The 16,339-nt window shown below is 57.4% G+C and carries 14 protein-coding genes; 8 read left to right on the forward strand and 6 right to left on the reverse strand.

All coding sequences use genetic code 11. The annotated features are described in order from the left end of the window. Positions 1-43: 43 nt before the first annotated feature. On the forward strand, positions 44-586 hold the full coding sequence (locus R2A130_RS11860) for a GNAT family N-acetyltransferase (protein WP_009758305.1): 543 nt from the start codon (positions 44-46) through the stop codon (positions 584-586). Here R2A130_RS11860 and R2A130_RS11865 read toward each other — a convergent pair. Genes R2A130_RS11865 through R2A130_RS11880 form a run of 4 tightly spaced genes read right to left on the reverse strand, consistent with a single transcriptional unit; the run spans position 583 to position 7,447 of the window. Further along, on the reverse strand, positions 583-2,688 hold the full coding sequence (locus R2A130_RS11865) for a membrane protein (protein ID WP_009758306.1): 2,106 nt from the start codon (positions 2,686-2,688) through the stop codon (positions 583-585). The genes R2A130_RS11860 and R2A130_RS11865 overlap by 4 nt on opposite strands. Continuing rightward, positions 2,685-5,504 carry a DUF4159 domain-containing protein gene (locus R2A130_RS11870; protein WP_009758307.1) on the reverse strand — a complete coding sequence of 940 codons (2,820 nt, stop codon included), beginning with the start codon at positions 5,502-5,504 and terminating at the stop codon, positions 2,685-2,687. Before R2A130_RS11870 ends, R2A130_RS11865 begins: the two co-directional genes overlap by 4 nt. Further along, positions 5,501-6,418: a DUF58 domain-containing protein gene (locus R2A130_RS11875; RefSeq protein WP_009758308.1), complete on the reverse strand. Its 918-nt coding sequence runs from the start codon at positions 6,416-6,418 to the stop codon at positions 5,501-5,503. The genes R2A130_RS11870 and R2A130_RS11875 overlap by 4 nt, the downstream gene beginning before the upstream one ends. Positions 6,419-6,433: 15 nt before the next feature. After that, positions 6,434-7,447: a MoxR family ATPase gene (locus tag R2A130_RS11880; RefSeq protein ID WP_009758309.1), complete on the reverse strand. Its 1,014-nt coding sequence runs from the start codon at positions 7,445-7,447 to the stop codon at positions 6,434-6,436. A gap of 185 nt (positions 7,448-7,632) precedes the next feature. On the opposite strand from R2A130_RS11880, the gene R2A130_RS11890 reads away from it, so the two are divergent. Genes R2A130_RS11890 through R2A130_RS11900 form a run of 3 tightly spaced genes read left to right on the forward strand, consistent with a single transcriptional unit; the run spans position 7,633 to position 10,134 of the window. Continuing rightward, the gene (locus R2A130_RS11890) at positions 7,633-8,274 is read left to right on the forward strand and encodes a DUF1285 domain-containing protein (RefSeq protein WP_009758310.1); all 642 of its coding nucleotides are present in this window, start codon (positions 7,633-7,635) and stop codon (positions 8,272-8,274) included. Continuing rightward, positions 8,271-8,930 (forward strand): CoA pyrophosphatase, encoded by a 660-nt coding sequence (locus tag R2A130_RS11895; RefSeq protein ID WP_009758311.1) that lies wholly within the window; start codon positions 8,271-8,273, stop codon positions 8,928-8,930. The genes R2A130_RS11890 and R2A130_RS11895 overlap by 4 nt, the downstream gene beginning before the upstream one ends. Further along, positions 8,923-10,134 carry a CCA tRNA nucleotidyltransferase gene (locus R2A130_RS11900; protein ID WP_009758312.1) on the forward strand — a complete coding sequence of 404 codons (1,212 nt, stop codon included), beginning with the start codon at positions 8,923-8,925 and terminating at the stop codon, positions 10,132-10,134. Before R2A130_RS11895 ends, R2A130_RS11900 begins: the two co-directional genes overlap by 8 nt. On the opposite strand, the gene hemF is transcribed toward R2A130_RS11900, so the two are convergent. Beyond that, entirely contained in the window at positions 10,121-11,035 is a 915-nt protein-coding gene (gene hemF / locus R2A130_RS11905) for an oxygen-dependent coproporphyrinogen oxidase (protein WP_009758313.1), read from the reverse strand. The genes R2A130_RS11900 and hemF overlap by 14 nt on opposite strands. Positions 11,036-11,210: 175 nt before the next feature. On the opposite strand from hemF, the gene R2A130_RS18700 reads away from it, so the two are divergent. The 4 genes from R2A130_RS18700 (at position 11,211) to R2A130_RS11925 (ending at position 15,045) form a co-directional block, all read left to right on the forward strand. Next, a complete protein-coding gene (locus R2A130_RS18700) occupies positions 11,211-11,471 on the forward strand; it encodes a hypothetical protein (RefSeq protein WP_009758314.1) in 261 nt (86 codons plus the stop codon). 59 nt (positions 11,472-11,530) lie between these two features. Further along, positions 11,531-11,887, forward strand: a complete 357-nt coding sequence (locus R2A130_RS11915; protein ID WP_198008707.1) for a GNAT family N-acetyltransferase — start codon at positions 11,531-11,533, stop codon at positions 11,885-11,887. A 112-nt stretch (positions 11,888-11,999) separates the two neighbouring features. Beyond that, positions 12,000-13,868: an ABC transporter ATP-binding protein gene (locus R2A130_RS11920; protein ID WP_009758316.1), complete on the forward strand. Its 1,869-nt coding sequence runs from the start codon at positions 12,000-12,002 to the stop codon at positions 13,866-13,868. A gap of 1 nt (position 13,869) precedes the next feature. Continuing rightward, a complete protein-coding gene (locus R2A130_RS11925; protein WP_009758317.1) occupies positions 13,870-15,045 on the forward strand; it encodes an NAD(P)/FAD-dependent oxidoreductase in 1,176 nt (391 codons plus the stop codon). On the opposite strand, the gene R2A130_RS11930 is transcribed toward R2A130_RS11925, so the two are convergent. Continuing rightward, positions 15,042-16,190 (reverse strand): Coenzyme F420 hydrogenase/dehydrogenase, beta subunit C-terminal domain, encoded by a 1,149-nt coding sequence (locus R2A130_RS11930; protein ID WP_247869265.1) that lies wholly within the window; start codon positions 16,188-16,190, stop codon positions 15,042-15,044. The genes R2A130_RS11925 and R2A130_RS11930 overlap by 4 nt on opposite strands. Positions 16,191-16,339: the final 149 nt, after the last annotated feature.

Raw genomic sequence — 16,339 nt, forward strand, 5'->3', positions numbered from 1 at the left:
CGCGGCCAAATGTGCCGCGCGATCTCTTTGAAAGCCTGCCGACATGACCTCCGTAAAATTCTCAAGCCAGACGGCTGATTCTGCTTCGTCTGTTTACATCTCATTGGAAACCGCTGCCGATTCTGCCGAAGTAGCCGCCCTGATCGAGCGCGTTTTCGGCCCCGCAATCTTGACCCGTGCAGCCCACGTTTTGCGTGGCGAAACAACATCTGTTCCGCAATTCACATTCGTTGCCCGGCGTGATGACACTATCATCGGCACGGTGCGGCTTACGCCAATCAGGTGGGGCGAACGCGAAGTGTTGATGCTCGGCCCGCTCGGCGTCGATCCGTTGGCCAAAAACATGGGTGTTGGTCGCAAGTTGATGAAAACTGTGATGGACGCAGCGCGGGCTGATCAAAATGCTGAGCGCTGGGGCGCTGTCATGCTGGTCGGCGATCCGCCTTATTATCACCCGTTTGGTTTCAGAGCTGTGCCGCACGGCAAGTTTGAAGCGCCGCTGCCAGTCGATCCTATGCGGGTGTTGGTGGCTGAACTTTGCGAAGGTGGAGCGGAAGATTTGTCCGGCAACGCAAGAGCGCTCTAGCGCCCTTCACGCGCCCACATACCCGCCATCGCCAGCAGCAAAATCGCAAGGCCAAGAAAGCCAGCCAACAATGGAATTTGCGATACGCCAATGAGCCGCGTGGCATCCGTTGTCCGCAAGCCGATCCAGCCATTGCCGCTGGTTGCAGAGTTGCCGCGCACGGGAATGATGTTGGGAAGCGCCGAAGCAGACCCATCGCGCGCCATACGAAGCACATTCCCACCAGTGGAGTTAGCCACCGGTTCCAGCAGGCTGGCGGTGGATACGATGTCGGAATATTCGCGCGGGTTAACAGGCCCGACATGGGTCAGTGCCGTCAAATCACCGTTGGCGAGACGATAGAGGCCTAGAGTAGGTGCTTCGTAAGACGCTGCAAATTTGCCGTCGCCTTGCGGCTCAAACGCCAATTCAATCACATCACCGGAAGGTGTTATGAGCGTCAGCGGGCCTGGTTCATCGCCCATGGTCTGGCGTTCAACGGTGATGCGATTGCCATTGGCTTCAGCTCTCAACGCCTCTTCGTCGAGCTCCGGCTCTTTCATGAGCCAATGGCCCAAACGGCGCAGTAATTGGCTGTGCGGTCCACCGCCTTCGAACCCGCGCGCCCATAGCCAGACATGGTCCGACATCAGCATCGCGATGCGGCCGTCACCGGGTCGGTCCAACACCAGCAACGGCTGATCGTTCGGCCCGTTCATAACGGTGCTGCCGCGGTTTGCTGTGCCGTCAATCTGGCGGAACCAACGGCTCCAGTCGGGGTCGGCAGCATCGCCTTCAGCGCCTAGCGCTGGCAGACCGGGAAGAGAGTTCGTCACCGGATGGCGGCGCCCTTCATCAGACACGAGCGGCTTGAACGGTCCGGTTGTGACATTGCCTGTGGGGCGCACCGGCATGACGCGGGAGAGGGGGGTCGTGTCGAGGCTTGCAGGACCAGAGTGTTCCGGCCCGGCAGCCACCAAAATGGCCCCGCCTTCTTCGAGATAACGCGCGATATTATCGAAATAGAGCACCGGCAGAACGCCACGTCGCTGGTAGCGGTCAAAGATGATGAGATCGAATTCATCGATCTTTTCGATGAACAACTCCCGCGTTGGAAAAGCGATCAGCGATAGCTGATTGATCGGTGTACCATCCTGCTTTTCCGGCGGGCGCAAAATGGTGAAATGGACAAGATCGACCGAAGCATCCGACTTCAACAGGTTGCGCCATGTGCGTTCACCGGCATGGGGTTCGCCGGAAACCAGCAAGACTCGCAGGTTTTCGCGGATGCCATCCAGCACAGTAAATGCGCGGTTGTTCACCGTAGTGATTTCATCATCGACGCTTTCGGCTTCCAGTTCAATAACGTTCTTGCCGCCGTGGGGAACATCGAAAAACAGGCTGAAATCCTGGCCGGAAACGATACGCTCGGTGGTCACCAATTCGCCGTCGATGGACAAGCGGATTTCAAGTTGGCTAAGCGCAGGGTCAATGTTCGTATCATCAACACGAAACGTGAGTTCTTGGCTTTGACCGACTATGCCAAAGCGTGGTGCCTTGACGATTTGAAGGCGGCGGTCGCGATCATCTTCGCTGCCAGAAAGTAGCGCGTGAACGGGGGCATTGAAGCTTAGCTCTTCCCTGGATTCTGGAACGTCATGAACCTGACCATCCGTCAACAATATCGCGCCACCAACCTGTTCTGGCGGTACATCGCCAAGGGCTGCTTGTAGCGTTGAGAACAAAGCCGATGATGCGTCGCCAGTCTCCGCACCACCATTTTTTGCAACGACTTCCCGCAGTTCAAACTGCGGCATACGGTCGATCAACGCTTTCACGGCAGCACGTGTCGCCTCGGTTTGCGTGTCACGATCATCGAATTTTTGGCTGTCGGTTTCGTCCACCACAACAGCGACTACGGTTTTTAATTGCTCCCGGTCTTCCCGCAGCAGAGATGGGTTCAGCAGTGCGAGCGCCAACAACACCCAAGCACCGGCGCGCATCCACGCGCCGCGCAAACCGCGCAAAATTCCGTAGGCAACCAGAAATCCGGCCACCACTGCCAATCCAATAATGATGGGCAGCGGGAAAAGGGGAGCTAGATCGATGGACCAGGCGTTCATTGGCCAAGCCTTTCCAGGAGCGCTGGAATATGGACCTGATCGGATTTGTAGTTACCGGTCAGTGTATACATCACGATGTTTGCGCCGGTGCGGTAGGCATAGACGCGTTGAGTGGGATTAGGCGGCACGATGGGTAGGCTAGGCGAGCGGTCAGCTTCAATTGCCCATGCGCCAGCGAGGTCGTTCGACGTGATCATTACGGACGAGACGCCATCACCGGCTCTCGCTGGTCGTTCGGCATCATCCTCACCGGTCGCCTGTGTTTCCACCCAAAGTGGTCCGTCTAGATAACGGCCGGGGAACACATTGAGCAGGTAAAAAGCGCGGGTGAGAACATGATTTTCAGGCACCGGCTCCAGCGGCGGAATGTCGAGGGTCGACAATATTTGCCGCAGTTTTTGGGTTTGCGGCGTCACTGCACCGTTTCCAAATCCGCCGGAAAGCTGGTCCCGCGTGTCGAACAGCACACTGCCGCCGCGCTTCATGAAGGTATCGATCCGCGCCATGGTGGCTTCATTCGGAACAGCCGCATCTTCCGAAATTGGCCAATAGAGCAATGGGAAGAAAGCCAGCTCATCAGTTTCGATATTCACGCCAACCGGCTCGCCTGGTTCCAGCGATGTTCGGCTGGAAATGAACTGTGTAAGGCCGAGCAACCCTTTTTGGGAAAGGCGGTCCAATGCATCATCGCCAGTTTGCACATAGGCGAGGCGGGTTCGAAGAGTATTTTCGAAATCAAAGCTGTCTTCCTGTGCAAGGCCCGGCGTCGGGTTTGAAACAAAAAACACAAGTACAAGCGCTGCTGCGCCCATTGAGCGTGTCTTTGGCATACGGCGAAGCGCTCCCCCCATCCATAGTACGGCGAGGCAGTCGAGCGTTAGCAAAATGATAGCGAGGGCAAGCAACCATGGTTTGATATCTGTTGCATTCTCGCTCGCATAACCTTCAACAACCGCGCCTGCAGGCAGAGTGGCAGGGTCAAACAGTTTCAAATCAGCGGGACCGCTAAACAGGTTCAACGCGCGGAATGCATCGCTCGTGCCGTAAGTCCCGGGCGGGTTTTGAAAACGTAACTCCGGTTCGGCGCCAGCGCGAACAGGAAGTGGTTCGACATCAGAAGACGCTGGCAAAATGCGTCCTTGAGGGTCGATTGAAAGCAACGGCGGTAAGGTGGTCTCTGTGGCAGAACGCGCAGCCGCGGTCGTGCCGCCGCCAGCAACTGTATCAGCAGAAATCGCGCCATTTGATACGGCAACGATACGGCGCAGCAGATCAACAAAACTGCCGGAAAGCGGCAGGTTTGACCATGATGTGTTGGCCGTTACGTGAAACAATACGATCCAGCCTTCGCCGCGTTGGGATGCGGTGATCAATGGTGTACCATCTGCAAGGCTCGCCCATGTGCGGTCTACGAGATCGATGCCTGGCTCTGCCAAAACCTGTCGGGACACTGTGACGTCAGCAGGTATATCTAACCCAGAAAATGGGCTGTCTTCTGCGAAATTGGCCAGCGGTTGCGGCGTACCCCACGTCAGCGTTCCACCAAGGCTGCGGTCGCCTCTGCGCAGTTCTACCGGTACCAAAGCATCGCTCTCTGCGCCTGCCATACGTGGGCCGGCAAAGCGCACCAACAGGCCACCGCGACGCACCCAATCGGTCAACTGTTCTTCAGTGTCTGTTGGCAAGGTGCCGATATCTGCGAGAACGAGCGTTGAGACATCCTGTTCCAACAATTCTGGTACGGCATCAGCAACGCCTGCAGCGCGGGGTTGGCGAACTTCGCTAAACGGGGCCAACGCGCGGTCGATATAGTAAGTAGGTGCCAGCAATGGTTGATCGGCAGCGTCCGCCTTAGCGCCTGAAATGATACCTACGCGACGGCGACGGAATCGCTCATCCAGCAGCTGGACAGAGCCTGCTGTTGCTCCACCGTCTATTGCTATTCGGGCGACTTCGTTACGAAGTTCCACTGGCAAATCGAAGCTTGCCTCGGAGAACTGGGTGTTGCCTTCGAATTCATAAGACGCGGTTCCTAGCGGTCTGCCCTTTTGGTCAAAGGCGGTTGCTGTACCTGTCTTCTCGCCACTGAAATCGGCCCTTTCGACGCCCACGGTCAGGGCTTCGGGCGTGTTGGTCACTTTGGTCAACACTTGCAGTTTTCCGCTTTCGGGAGCGAGATAAAGCGTGCGCGTCGGGCCATGGGCGGTAACTGCGGTGATCCAACCTGTAGTAAGCTCACTTTGCAAACCATCGGCCAGCCACGCGATTGTTCCGAAGGCCGTTGTGCCTTGTGAAAGCGCTGCCGTTATTGGTGAAAGGTCGCCGGGGATAGAGCGCGCCTGCGCCGCCTCTAATTGCGGGCGGATTTCCGATGCCAATTTCGGCGAAAGAGCCTCTGGCGTGCCAGTGACTGTAAGAGCGAAAGCCACTGGCTGGCCGGCATCTTCTGCTTCGTCCAGCAATACACGGGCTGCTGCTTTTCGCGCGGGCCAATTAGCCCCGGCGGTCCAGCCATTATCAAGCACAATCAACACCGGCCCTTCAGCCGCTAATTGCTTATCACGCGCATTCCAGACCGGTTCTGAAAGGGCGAGAATGACCAGTGCTGCCATGGCGAGACGCAACAACGTCAACCACCACGGGCTTTGCGCTGGCGTTTCTTCCTTGGGCGCAATTTCGCTCAAGATCGCTGTGGGCGGAAACACCTCGTCGCGTGGGCGTGGCGGCGTTAAACGCAGCAGAAACCAGATGAGCGGGAGGGCAAGAAGCCCAGCGAGAATAAGCGGCGCGCCGATCGTGAGGCCAAGAAATGTCATGCGGCAGCTCCCACGAACGAAGGCAGCGTCAGGCGCGTGTGAACGGCCACCAATGCAGTCGAAGCCAGTTCATCCGTATGGTGGACCACGTGATGCCAGCCGAGTCGGCGGCAGTGGTCCGACAGCGCCTGTTTCCGCGCAGCAAAGATGCGCGTGTAGTCATCGCGCAGCGTTTCCGCCCGACCAAAAGTCAGTTTTGCGCCTGATGAAGGGTCTTCAAAACGGGTGCGGCCGGTGAACGGAAACCGTTCCTCGGCAGGGTCGATAATTTGGAGCAATGTTCCGCGAACGCCCCGTCGCGCAATGGTTGATAAGCGCTCCAGCGTTTCATCCATAGGCGCCAGAAAATCTGATACCAAAAGAAGTTCGGAGCGATTTCTCACATCTTGCAGTGGTGGAAATTCGGGCATCTCTTTGGCGGCCATCAATTGCGCAGCAATACGTTCAGCCCCGTTTCTGGATGCTACCGCGCGGGTCACGCCTGGCCAGCCCACACGTTCACCGGAACGCGCCAACACGTCACCAGCCGCCAGCGCCAAAACCAATGCGCGTGATTGTTTCGAGACGTGACCCAGCTCAGACTTGTACAGCATCGAGGACGACGAGTCGGCCCAGACCCAAACGGTATGCGCTGACTCCCACTCTTGGTCGCGCACGAAAATACCCGTGTCGTCGCGGGCCGAGCGACGCCAGTCGATGCGGGCCATGCTCTCGCCGGTGTCGTAGGGACGAAACTGCCAGAATGTATCGCCAGAACCGCGTTTGCGACGACCGTGCCAACCGGCGGTAACCGTGTTGGCAATGGTATGGGCGTCTATCAGCAAGTCGGGAATGAGGGCAGCGCGGGCGCGGGCTCTCGCCAGCACCTCACGACTGTTTTCCGTTTCACTGCGTTGTCCGATGGTGACGGCCAAGATGCGCGTCCCGTCCTATTGCCAAGGCTTTTTGAGATCGGCGATGACCTGCCGAACCGTAACGCCTTCCGCACGGGCGGCAAAATTCAACGCCATGCGGTGCTGAAGCACGGGTTCTGCAAGCGCGACCACATCATCGACCGAAGGCGCAAGGCGTCCGTCAAGCAAGGCACGGGCGCGAACGGTAAGCATGAGAGCCTGTGATGCACGAGGGCCGGGGCCCCAAGCGATGTGCTTCTGTGCAGCGGTGCCGCCATCGTCTTCGTCCGGGCGGGCAGCGCGGACGATGCCAAGAATAGCTTCCACAACGCTTTCGCCCACCGGCATACGCCGCACCAACGCCTGAATGTCCATAAGCTGCTCTACCGTCATCGCTGCCATGGGGACGGCTTCATCGCTACCGGTCGTTTCCAGCAAAATGCGCCGTTCGGCTTCAAGATCAGGGTAAAGCACGTCGATCTGCATCAAAAAGCGATCCAGCTGCGCTTCGGGAAGCGGATATGTGCCTTCCTGTTCCAGCGGGTTCTGGGTTGCGAGAACGTGGAACGGCTTCGGCAGGTCATGGCGTTCACCGGCGATGGTGACGTGATATTCCTGCATGGACTGCAGAAGCGCTGATTGCGTACGCGGCGATGCGCGGTTGATCTCATCTGCCATTAACAATTGCGCGAAGATCGGGCCTTTAACGAAGCGGAACGAGCGTTTGCCTGCGTCGTCCTGGTCGAGGATCTCCGACCCGAGAATATCCGATGGCATAAGGTCCGGTGTGAACTGGATGCGATTGCCGTTCAGGCCAAGAACGGTTGAAAGCGTGTCCACCAGCTTGGTTTTGGCGAGGCCAGGCACACCGACAAGCAAACCATGCCCGCCAGCCAGCACCGTGGTGAGCGTGTTGCCCACAACATCTTCCTGCCCGAAAATAACCTGCGCGATGGCCTCACGGGCGCGGCCAACGGTTTCAACCGCAGCTTCTGCCTGCGCAACAAGCGCTGCATCATCTATTGCTGGCGTCTGGCTCATGTCATTCATTGCTCGACAAATCCCTGCTGGTTTTCTCGTGAGTTGCGGCCCACTTTTTGCATATGACTATGTGGTGGACGCAAAACGGGGCGGCAAATTGGCGGGCGAACCAGTATGGCTTTTGCCCGTTAGTATCGTCAGAAGCGTGGTACGCAACGAAGCGCTGCGCAAGTTGAAAAGGGTATTCCAACGCCATGGCCTCTGACAACAGCGACACATCATCATCCCGTGATCCAGCCCAAGATCCATCAGGTCTCGAAGAGTTGCTGCGGCGAGCGCGCGAAAACGGCGGTGGTGGCAAGGGCTTGCCGCCGGTGGACAAATGGAATCCGGACTTCTGCGGCGATCTCGACATGGTCATCAAGCGCGATGGAACGTGGTTCTATAACGGTACGCCGATCGGCCGCGCTCCGCTTGTGCGTTTGTTTTCAACGATTCTGCGGAAAGACGAAGACGGCAAGACCTATCTGGTCACGCCGGTCGAGAAGGTCGGCATCACAGTCGAGGACGCACATTTTCTCGCTGTTGAAATGGGCGAGGACGATGATGGTCGTCTGACATTCCGCACCAATGTGGGGGATGTCGTCACAGTAGATGACGACCACCCGATCCGTTTCGATATTTCTGGCGAGAACGACGAGTTGAAACCCTACGTTTTGGTTCGGGGCCGGTTGGAGGCGCTGTTGGCGCGACCTGTCATGTACGAACTGGTTGAACGTGGAGAAGAAATCGAGATGGACGGTCGAACCATGTTTGGTGTTCGCTCCGGCAAGCAAGTGTTCCCCATGATGCCAGCCGACGAACTGGCTACGCAGGTCGCGAAAGACAACGCTTGACCCTCGCGCATCTGGAGTCCTCTGATTTTTCGGTCGCTGGTTTTCGCGAACGCGTAAGCCAGCGCTTTGCTTCGCGGGCTGATGTGATGGCAGCCGTCGGTGGCGACCACGCCCTTAACCCCGACTATGCACCGGAACTGTCTGAGCGAACGTTCAAACCTGCCTCAGTTCTCATTTGCGCGTTCGAGCGCGATGGTGAGGCATGGGTTCTCCTGACGAAACGCACCGACCATCTGTCGAGTCATAGAGGTCAGGTGGCTTTTCCCGGTGGAAAGATCGACGATGGTGAAACACCTATCGAAACCGCATTGCGTGAGGCTGAAGAAGAGGTCGGTCTGCGTGAGGCCGACATCGAGGTGTTGGGCGCGATGGGCAAATACTACTCCGGTTCCGGCTACCTCATCCATCCGGTGCTGGCGATTGGGCGCGGTTGGCCAGAGTTGAATCTGAGTCCCGATGAAGTCGCCGATGCATTCTTTGTCCCGCTGGCTTTCCTGATGAACGCCGACAACCACATCAAGGAAAGTCGCGAGTTCAAAGGCAACGAACGCTTTTTCTACGCCATACCCTATGATGACGACGGCACAGAGCGAAACATCTGGGGCGTGACCGCGGGTATTATTCACACAGTGCAGGAGCGGCTTTACGGTGGCTGAACATATAGATCAGCCGTGGCTGCATCGCCCGCAACTTCAAGCTCTTCTTGCCTTGCTCAACGACGGCGAAGGCGAAGCAAAAATTGCCGGTGGCGCAGTGCGGAATTCCTTGCTGGACCAACCAATCGCCGACGTTGATGTGGCAACCACGCTGGTGCCTTCGGAGGTGGTGGAGCGGTTGAAAAGCGCAGGCCACAAATCTGTCCCCACCGGCATCGACCACGGCACGGTTACCGCCATCATCGATGGTGATGCCTATGAAGTGACGACACTTCGGGCCGATGTCGAAACGGATGGACGACACGCCACTGTTGTTTTCGGAACGGATTGGGAGGCCGATGCTCGCCGCCGCGATCTCACAATGAATGCGCTCTACCTCGACGCTGACGGCACGGTTTTCGACCCACTCGGCGGCATGCAAGACGTGCTGGCAGCCCGCGTCGTTTTCATCGATGACGCCACCCAGCGCATTCGTGAAGATTATCTCCGCATCCTTCGCTTCTTCCGCTTCTTCGCTTGGTACGGAAAATTCCGCCCGGACGCAGATGGTCTTCGCGCCTGCGCACGCGAAAAGGATGGCTTGGAGGGCCTTTCCGCCGAACGTGTCTGGCAGGAACTGTCCAAGATGCTCGCCGCTCCCGATCCTGTTCGCGCCGTACTGTGGATGCGGCAAACCGGCGTGCTGTCCAAAATTCTACCCGAAAGCGAAAACTGGGGCATCGATGGTATTCACCCGCTCATCGAAACCGAAAAAGAGCGAAAGTGGGAGCCGGACGCTGTGTTGCGCCTGATGGCGATTTTGCCGCCGATGGAAGAGCGGGTTGCCTCAGCGACAGAGCGCCTCAAGCTACCCAACAGCGTTCGCGACAGGCTGCTTGCATGGGCGCAGTTGGAACTGCCTGCAGCGAAAACGAAACAGGAAGCCTTTGCCCGCTTTCTATACCGAACCAACAACGATCAGGCAGTTACAGACCGGCTGAGGCTGGCGATAGCCACAAGTGATGCAGATGCGAAAAAACGCCGCCGCCAGTTGAAATGGCTCAAGCGTTGGCAGCGACCCATTCTACCCGTGCGGGGCGCTGACTTGATCGCAGCAGGCATGGAACCAGGCCCCGCGATCTCCGAACGCTTGTCGAAGATGGAAGAGCGCTGGATCGACAGTGACTTCGCCCTGTCTTCCGAAGAGCTTCTTACGGGAATTTGACCACTGGCGGCATGCTGGACAGGATCGAATTCACGTTTCCACCGGTCTTCAAGCCGAAGATAGTGCCACGATCCTGCAGCAGGTTAAATTCCACGTAGCGGCCACGGCGGATCAACTGCTCATCGCGCTGTTCCTCTGTCCACGGTGTCTCCATGTTACGGCGAACGAGGGCCGGATAAATGTCTGCGAATTCGCGTCCGATATCCTGAATGAACGCGAAGTTTGCATCCCACATGTCGTGCTTTTCGCCGCTGTGGAGATAGTCGCAAAAGATGCCGCCAACGCCACGCGGTTCATCGCGGTGGCTGAGGTGGAAATACTCATCGCACCACGCCTTGAACTCGTCGTAGTCGGCAACATCGTGGGCATTACACGCCGCTTCCATCGCTTTGTGAAAATCCACAGTGTCGGGGTCGGTTTGTGTGCGCCGCGCGTCTAAAACGGGCGTCAGGTCACCACCGCCACCGAACCACTGCGTCGATGTCACCACCATGCGGGTGTTCATGTGAACGGCTGGCACGTTGGGATTTTGCGGGTGTGCGATCAACGAAACGCCTGATGCCCAAAAGCGTGGGTCTTCGTTGCCGCCAGGCATCTGTGCCCGAAATTCCGGCGAAAATTCTCCGTGAACTGTTGAGCAATGCACGCCGACTTTCTCGAACACGCGGCCTGTCATCATACCCATGACGCCGCCGCCACCCTTGCCCTCGTCGCGGTGCCACGGGGTGAATTCAAAGCGACCGGCGTCTTTGTCGGAGAACGGGCCTTTCACATCATCTTCGATGGCTTCGAACCGCGCACAAATATCGTCGCGCAATTCTTCGAACCATGCGCGTGCGGTGGCTTTTTTGCCTTCGATATCGTCAGGCAGGCCGGGCGGTAGGGAGTGACGGTCGCGCATGGAAGCTCCGGTAGAGTCGCGGTTGCATTGAGTATTGGGTGCCATGCGTTTTGCCGTTCTGACAAGCCATACGGTCGTTGAAGTGAGAAAAGTCACTGCGCATGACAATTTTTTCGCCCAAGGTTGGCTCCGACGCCGTCAAAACCGGTTGAAGAACTTCGGAGAAGTTGCGCCCTTGTCTCATTCCCATACGCACACCGAACTGCTCGTTTCAGAAGCGCTGCAGGCTTTAGACACGCCCGCTGGCATTGAATTGCGTCGTCAGACCTTCACGATGGATGCTGATGAAGCCCGCAGCACGACTTTCGAATGGATGCGCCGCTGGCCTGTTGCAACTCATTGGACGCGTGTGGAAAGCTGGTCGAACCTTCCGGATGGCCGCATCCGATTCACTATGGTGCGCCTACCATCGAACGATCAGACAATTTCGAGTTGAGACCAGCCACATCGCCAACGGATCGCGCCCATGCGTTGCGGTTGCGGCATATAGTGTTCGTGGATGAACAACATGTGCCGTTGGACATGGAGATCGATCATCATGATTCGACCGATGCTCACCACTATCTCGGTTGGCAAAACAGCGAACCGGTTGCTGCCGCCCGCATCGTTATCTTTCCCAGCTACGCGAAGCTTCAGCGCATCGCTTTGATAAACGAGCATCGGGGCAAAGGTCTCGGCGGGGTAATGCTTCGACAACTGATCGAATTTGCCAGAACGCTGGCACCTGATTTACCGATAGCTCTGGACGCACAAATTCAAGCGCGTGGTCTTTACGAAAAACAAGGTTTCGAAGCCCAAGGCGATGTTTTTGATGATGCTGGCATCGACCACATTCATATGCGGTTGCGTTAGTCACACCCTTGCCCGACCAATTGCAATTGTTCCGGCAATTGGCCCGTGTAAAAAAGACAACCAACCCCCATATCGAGTCGTCCAGCATCACCGCTGCGCGCGAGGCAACATCATGTCTGGTCTCATCGACCGCATCCTAAGCTGGTTTGAAAACCGCATCGACCCGTTTCCACCGCAGGAACCGGAACAAGCCCCGCAAGGACTGCTTGCGTTTTGCTGGCATTATTCCAAAGACATTTGGCCCATTCTGGCAATCGTCAGCTTTTTGGGAGCATCGGTCGCGATGCTGGAAGTCACTCTGTTCAGTTATCTCGGCAGTATCGTCGATTGGCTATCCACGGCCGATAGGGCCACTTTTCTGGAGCAGGAAAAGGGCACCCTCATCATGATGGGCTTGGTGACGCTGGTGCTTTTGCCAGTGGTTCACGTCCTGTGGTCGCTGGTTTTTCATCAGACGATTATGGGCAACTATCCCATGCGAATTCGCTGGCAGGCGCATAGGTATTTGCTGGGCCAGTCGATGCACTTCTATCAGGACGAGTTCGCCGGTCGTGTGGCGACGAAGGTCATGCAGACGGCACTTGGTGTGCGCGAAGCGGTGACGAAGGTGTTGGATATCTTCATCTACGTCATCGTTTATTTCATCAGCGCCGCTGTGCTCGTCGCATCATTTGATCTGCTGTTGCTGATGCCCTTCATCGTGTGGGTTGTCCTTTACGGTTTCGTGATGCGCTACTTTCTGCCGCGCATGGCGGAAGTGTCGAAGCGTCAGGCTGACGCCCGCTCCATGATGACGGGCCGCGTCGTGGACAGCTACACGAATATCGGGACCGTGAAGCTTTTCGCCCACGCAGGGCGCGAAACCAGCTACGCGCGCGAATCTATGGACGATTTCCTGAAGACAGTTCATCCGCAAATGCGCCTGTCCACCGGCATGAACATGTCGCTCGACTTCTTGAACAACTTGCTCCTGTTCTCGGTCGGCGCAATCGCCATTTGGCAATGGCTGGATGGGTCCGCGACTGTTGCTGCGGTCGCTGTCGCAGCTGCGGTCGTCACGCGCTTGTCTGGCATGTCCCACTGGGTGCTATGGGAAATGGCGGGATTGTTCGAATCCATAGGCATGGCCATCGACGGCATGAACACAATCGCGCAGCCACGCAGCGTCTTGGACAAGCCGGATGCAAAGGCGCTCACCGTCAAAAAGGGTGAAGTCGCGTTCGATGAAGTGTCGTTCGAATACGATCGCCATGGGCGGATCATCAGAGACATGAACCTCACTATCGCACCGGGCGAGAAAATCGGCCTGATCGGGCGTTCAGGTGCGGGCAAAAGTACGCTGATGAACATCATGCTGCGCCTCTATGACATCAAAGGTGGCACGGTGCAGATCGACGGTCAGGACATCACCGGCGTGACGCAGGAAAGTCTTCGTGCGCAGATCGCGGTGGTGACGCAGGATACCTCCTTGCTGCATCGTTCTGTGCGCGAAAACATCTCCTACGGCCGACCTGATGCGACCGATGAGCAAGTTGAAGCGGCGGCCCGAAAGGCCAATGCTCACGAGTTCATCATGGAGCTTCGCGACAATGACGGGCGCACCGGATACGATGCACAAGTGGGTGAGCGCGGTGTAAAATTGTCCGGCGGCCAACGCCAGCGCGTCGCCATCGCGCGGGTGTTCCTGAAGGACGCGCCGATCTTGATTCTAGACGAGGCAACGTCTGCCTTGGACTCGGAAGTCGAAGCGATCATTCAAGAGAAACTGTTTGAATTGATGGAAGGCAAGACAGTCCTCGCCATCGCCCATCGCCTGTCCACAATCGCTGATATGGACCGGCTGATCGTGCTCGATGGCGGGCAGATCGTGGAGCAGGGCACCCACGATGAGCTGGTGAAACAGAAGGGTCTCTACGCCTCGCTCTGGTCGCGCCAGTCCGGTGGTTTCATCGATACTGAATCCATCGAGACGACTAAGTAGAATGGCAAAATACGACGTCATCGTTTTGGGGGCAGGGGCAGCCGGTCTGATGGCCGCCGCGCGCGCAGGTCAACGTGGACGCAGCGTGCTGGTCGTAGATCATGCGGATTCACCGGGTAAGAAGATTCTCATAAGTGGCGGTGGTCGTTGCAATTTTACGAATATCAACACCCGCGCCGAGACCTTCATTTCTGCGAACAAGCATTTCGCGAAATCGGCGCTTGCCCGCTACACCCCACGCGATTTTCTCGATCTCGTGGAGCGCTACGACATCGCTTGGCACGAGAAAACGCTGGGGCAACTGTTCTGCGACGGCTCCGCAAAACAGATAGTTGCGTTGCTTATGGAAGAGTGCCGAGTGGCGGGTGTCGAGTTCGCATTCGGCAGTGCTGCGGAGGCAGTCGAACGCACTGATGACGGTTTCAAACTGATGCTGGCGGGCAAAGCCCATCAAACTTCAAGCCTCATCATCGCCACCGGTGGTCCATCCATACCCAAGATGGGCGCGAGCGATTTCGCTTACAAACTTGCCAGACAATTCGGCTTGAAGGTCGTGGAGCCGCGCCCCGCGCTCGTGCCATTCACGCTGCCGAATGCCGACAGCTTATTCCGCGAATTATCCGGCGTTGCCACTGAGACCATCGCTACGGTGGGTAAGGCTGTTTTTCGCGAGGCATCGCTGTTCACCCATAAAGGTCTGTCAGGCCCAGCAATGCTGCAGGTGTCGTCCTACTGGCGGCACGGCGAACCGGTGCATGTCAATTTGTTGCCGGACGTTACGTCACACGACTGGTTGATCGAGGAAAAGCACGCGGCGCCTAAAACCAAACCCGTTGCATTGCTGACCCGCCATTTACCGGAGCGCTTGGCGCAGGCACTCGTCACCAAATTGGCCTTGCCCGCTATGCTGGGCGACTGCTCCGACAAAGCGTTGCGTCAGGCCGGTGAGCAACTCGCGAAATGGCCTTTCCTGCCCGATGGCACGGAAGGTTTTGCAAAAGCGGAAGTCACTGTGGGCGGCATATCTACGGCAGAATTGTCGTCCACCACGATGGAAGCTAAGCGTTGCCCGGGTCTGTACGTCATTGGCGAGGCGGTGGATGTGACCGGCTGGCTTGGTGGATACAATTTCCAGTGGGCATGGGCCTCGGGTGTTGCCGCGGGAAATGCCGCCTAAGCTGCCTTATCATCTGCTGGCTTCTCGTCCTTTTCGGGGACCAGCCCGTAGGGCGCGACCAGCTTCCATATATGGGCAGGCACCATCGACCGCATTTTCTTCGGCATCGCCGCGCGCAGATGCAGCACGGTTTCAATCGCTTTCATCTCGACCCTCGTGCGCGCGAATTCCTGTCCCTTGGGGCCGATTTTCGGCATCATGAACGCCACTATTGGCCGAACCCAATCCGGCATCGCCCGTAGCGGTAGTCCGCCAGCGGCGCGTTCGACATTCGCCATGAACCCACGCACATGGCTCTCACGTTTGCCCTTTGATGCCACCGGTCCTGTGATGATCTTGTCGTCGAGATCAGCCAGCAATTCCTCCCCGCGTTCGTTGCGGACGATCAGCCACTGCTCGCCGGTACCGCCCATATAACCCACGGTGATGTCGGCCAGTCGGTTCGTGTAATCGACACAGGTGCGGCAGGTGAGGGGGAAGAAGTCTGAAGGCAATTTGGAAATCGGCAGTTTCAAAAATGGAATTTCGCGCTTCGTCCCATCATCGAAGCGCAACTCCACCTGATAGTCTGCGCGAAATTCCAGATAGGTAATCCGCTCAGGTCGGTCGTCGAGCAATTCGAGAAACGTGTGGAAATTCTCGGTCGTGGTGTTGTCGGAACATGGCGTCCCAATCACGTAAAGCCGTTCAAGCCCTAGCTCCGCTTCCAGCTTCCGCAACGCGTGGATTTGGCAGGGAATGCCGATGACCGCGAGCCGTTTGTGGCCAGCTTCAAGAGCAGGCTCCAACAACGCCAGCAGCGGCGCATACCCCATTCGCATACCTCTGGCGCGGGTCATATCTGCTGCATCAGTGATGAGTGCAGGTTTCGGTCGCCATTTATCGTCGTCGCTGGGCACCATCGCCAGAACGGCATCGACTTTGCCCTGTTCCAGCAGTTCTGCGGCAAGGCCGGTGGTGATTCCTGTCCACTGTGCGCCTTCCGCTGAATGCGCCATTCGTGCGCGCACGATGCGTTGATGGACGCCGAAATGAACTTCGTCGGGCCGTTCGCTGGCCGCGCGCCCGTGGGCCACCATTTCGCTTTCTGCATATTCGGGTGCGATGAACTGGCAGGCGGTGCCGCATGCCGAAGGGTCAGCCATCCGCGACACGCCACAATCCGTGCAAAGCCGCCGCGGGACAGCGTCACGAAAGCCTTCCAAAGACGGCGGTTGGGTAAGGCGATCAGCACTCGACATGTCCAATTCACTTGTCATAATGAAAAGACAGGTGTCAACGTCATCTGACGGCT

The sequence above is a fragment of the Ahrensia sp. R2A130 genome, assembly GCF_000179775.1.
In the GTDB taxonomy this organism is placed as follows: domain Bacteria; phylum Pseudomonadota; class Alphaproteobacteria; order Rhizobiales; family Rhizobiaceae; genus Pseudahrensia.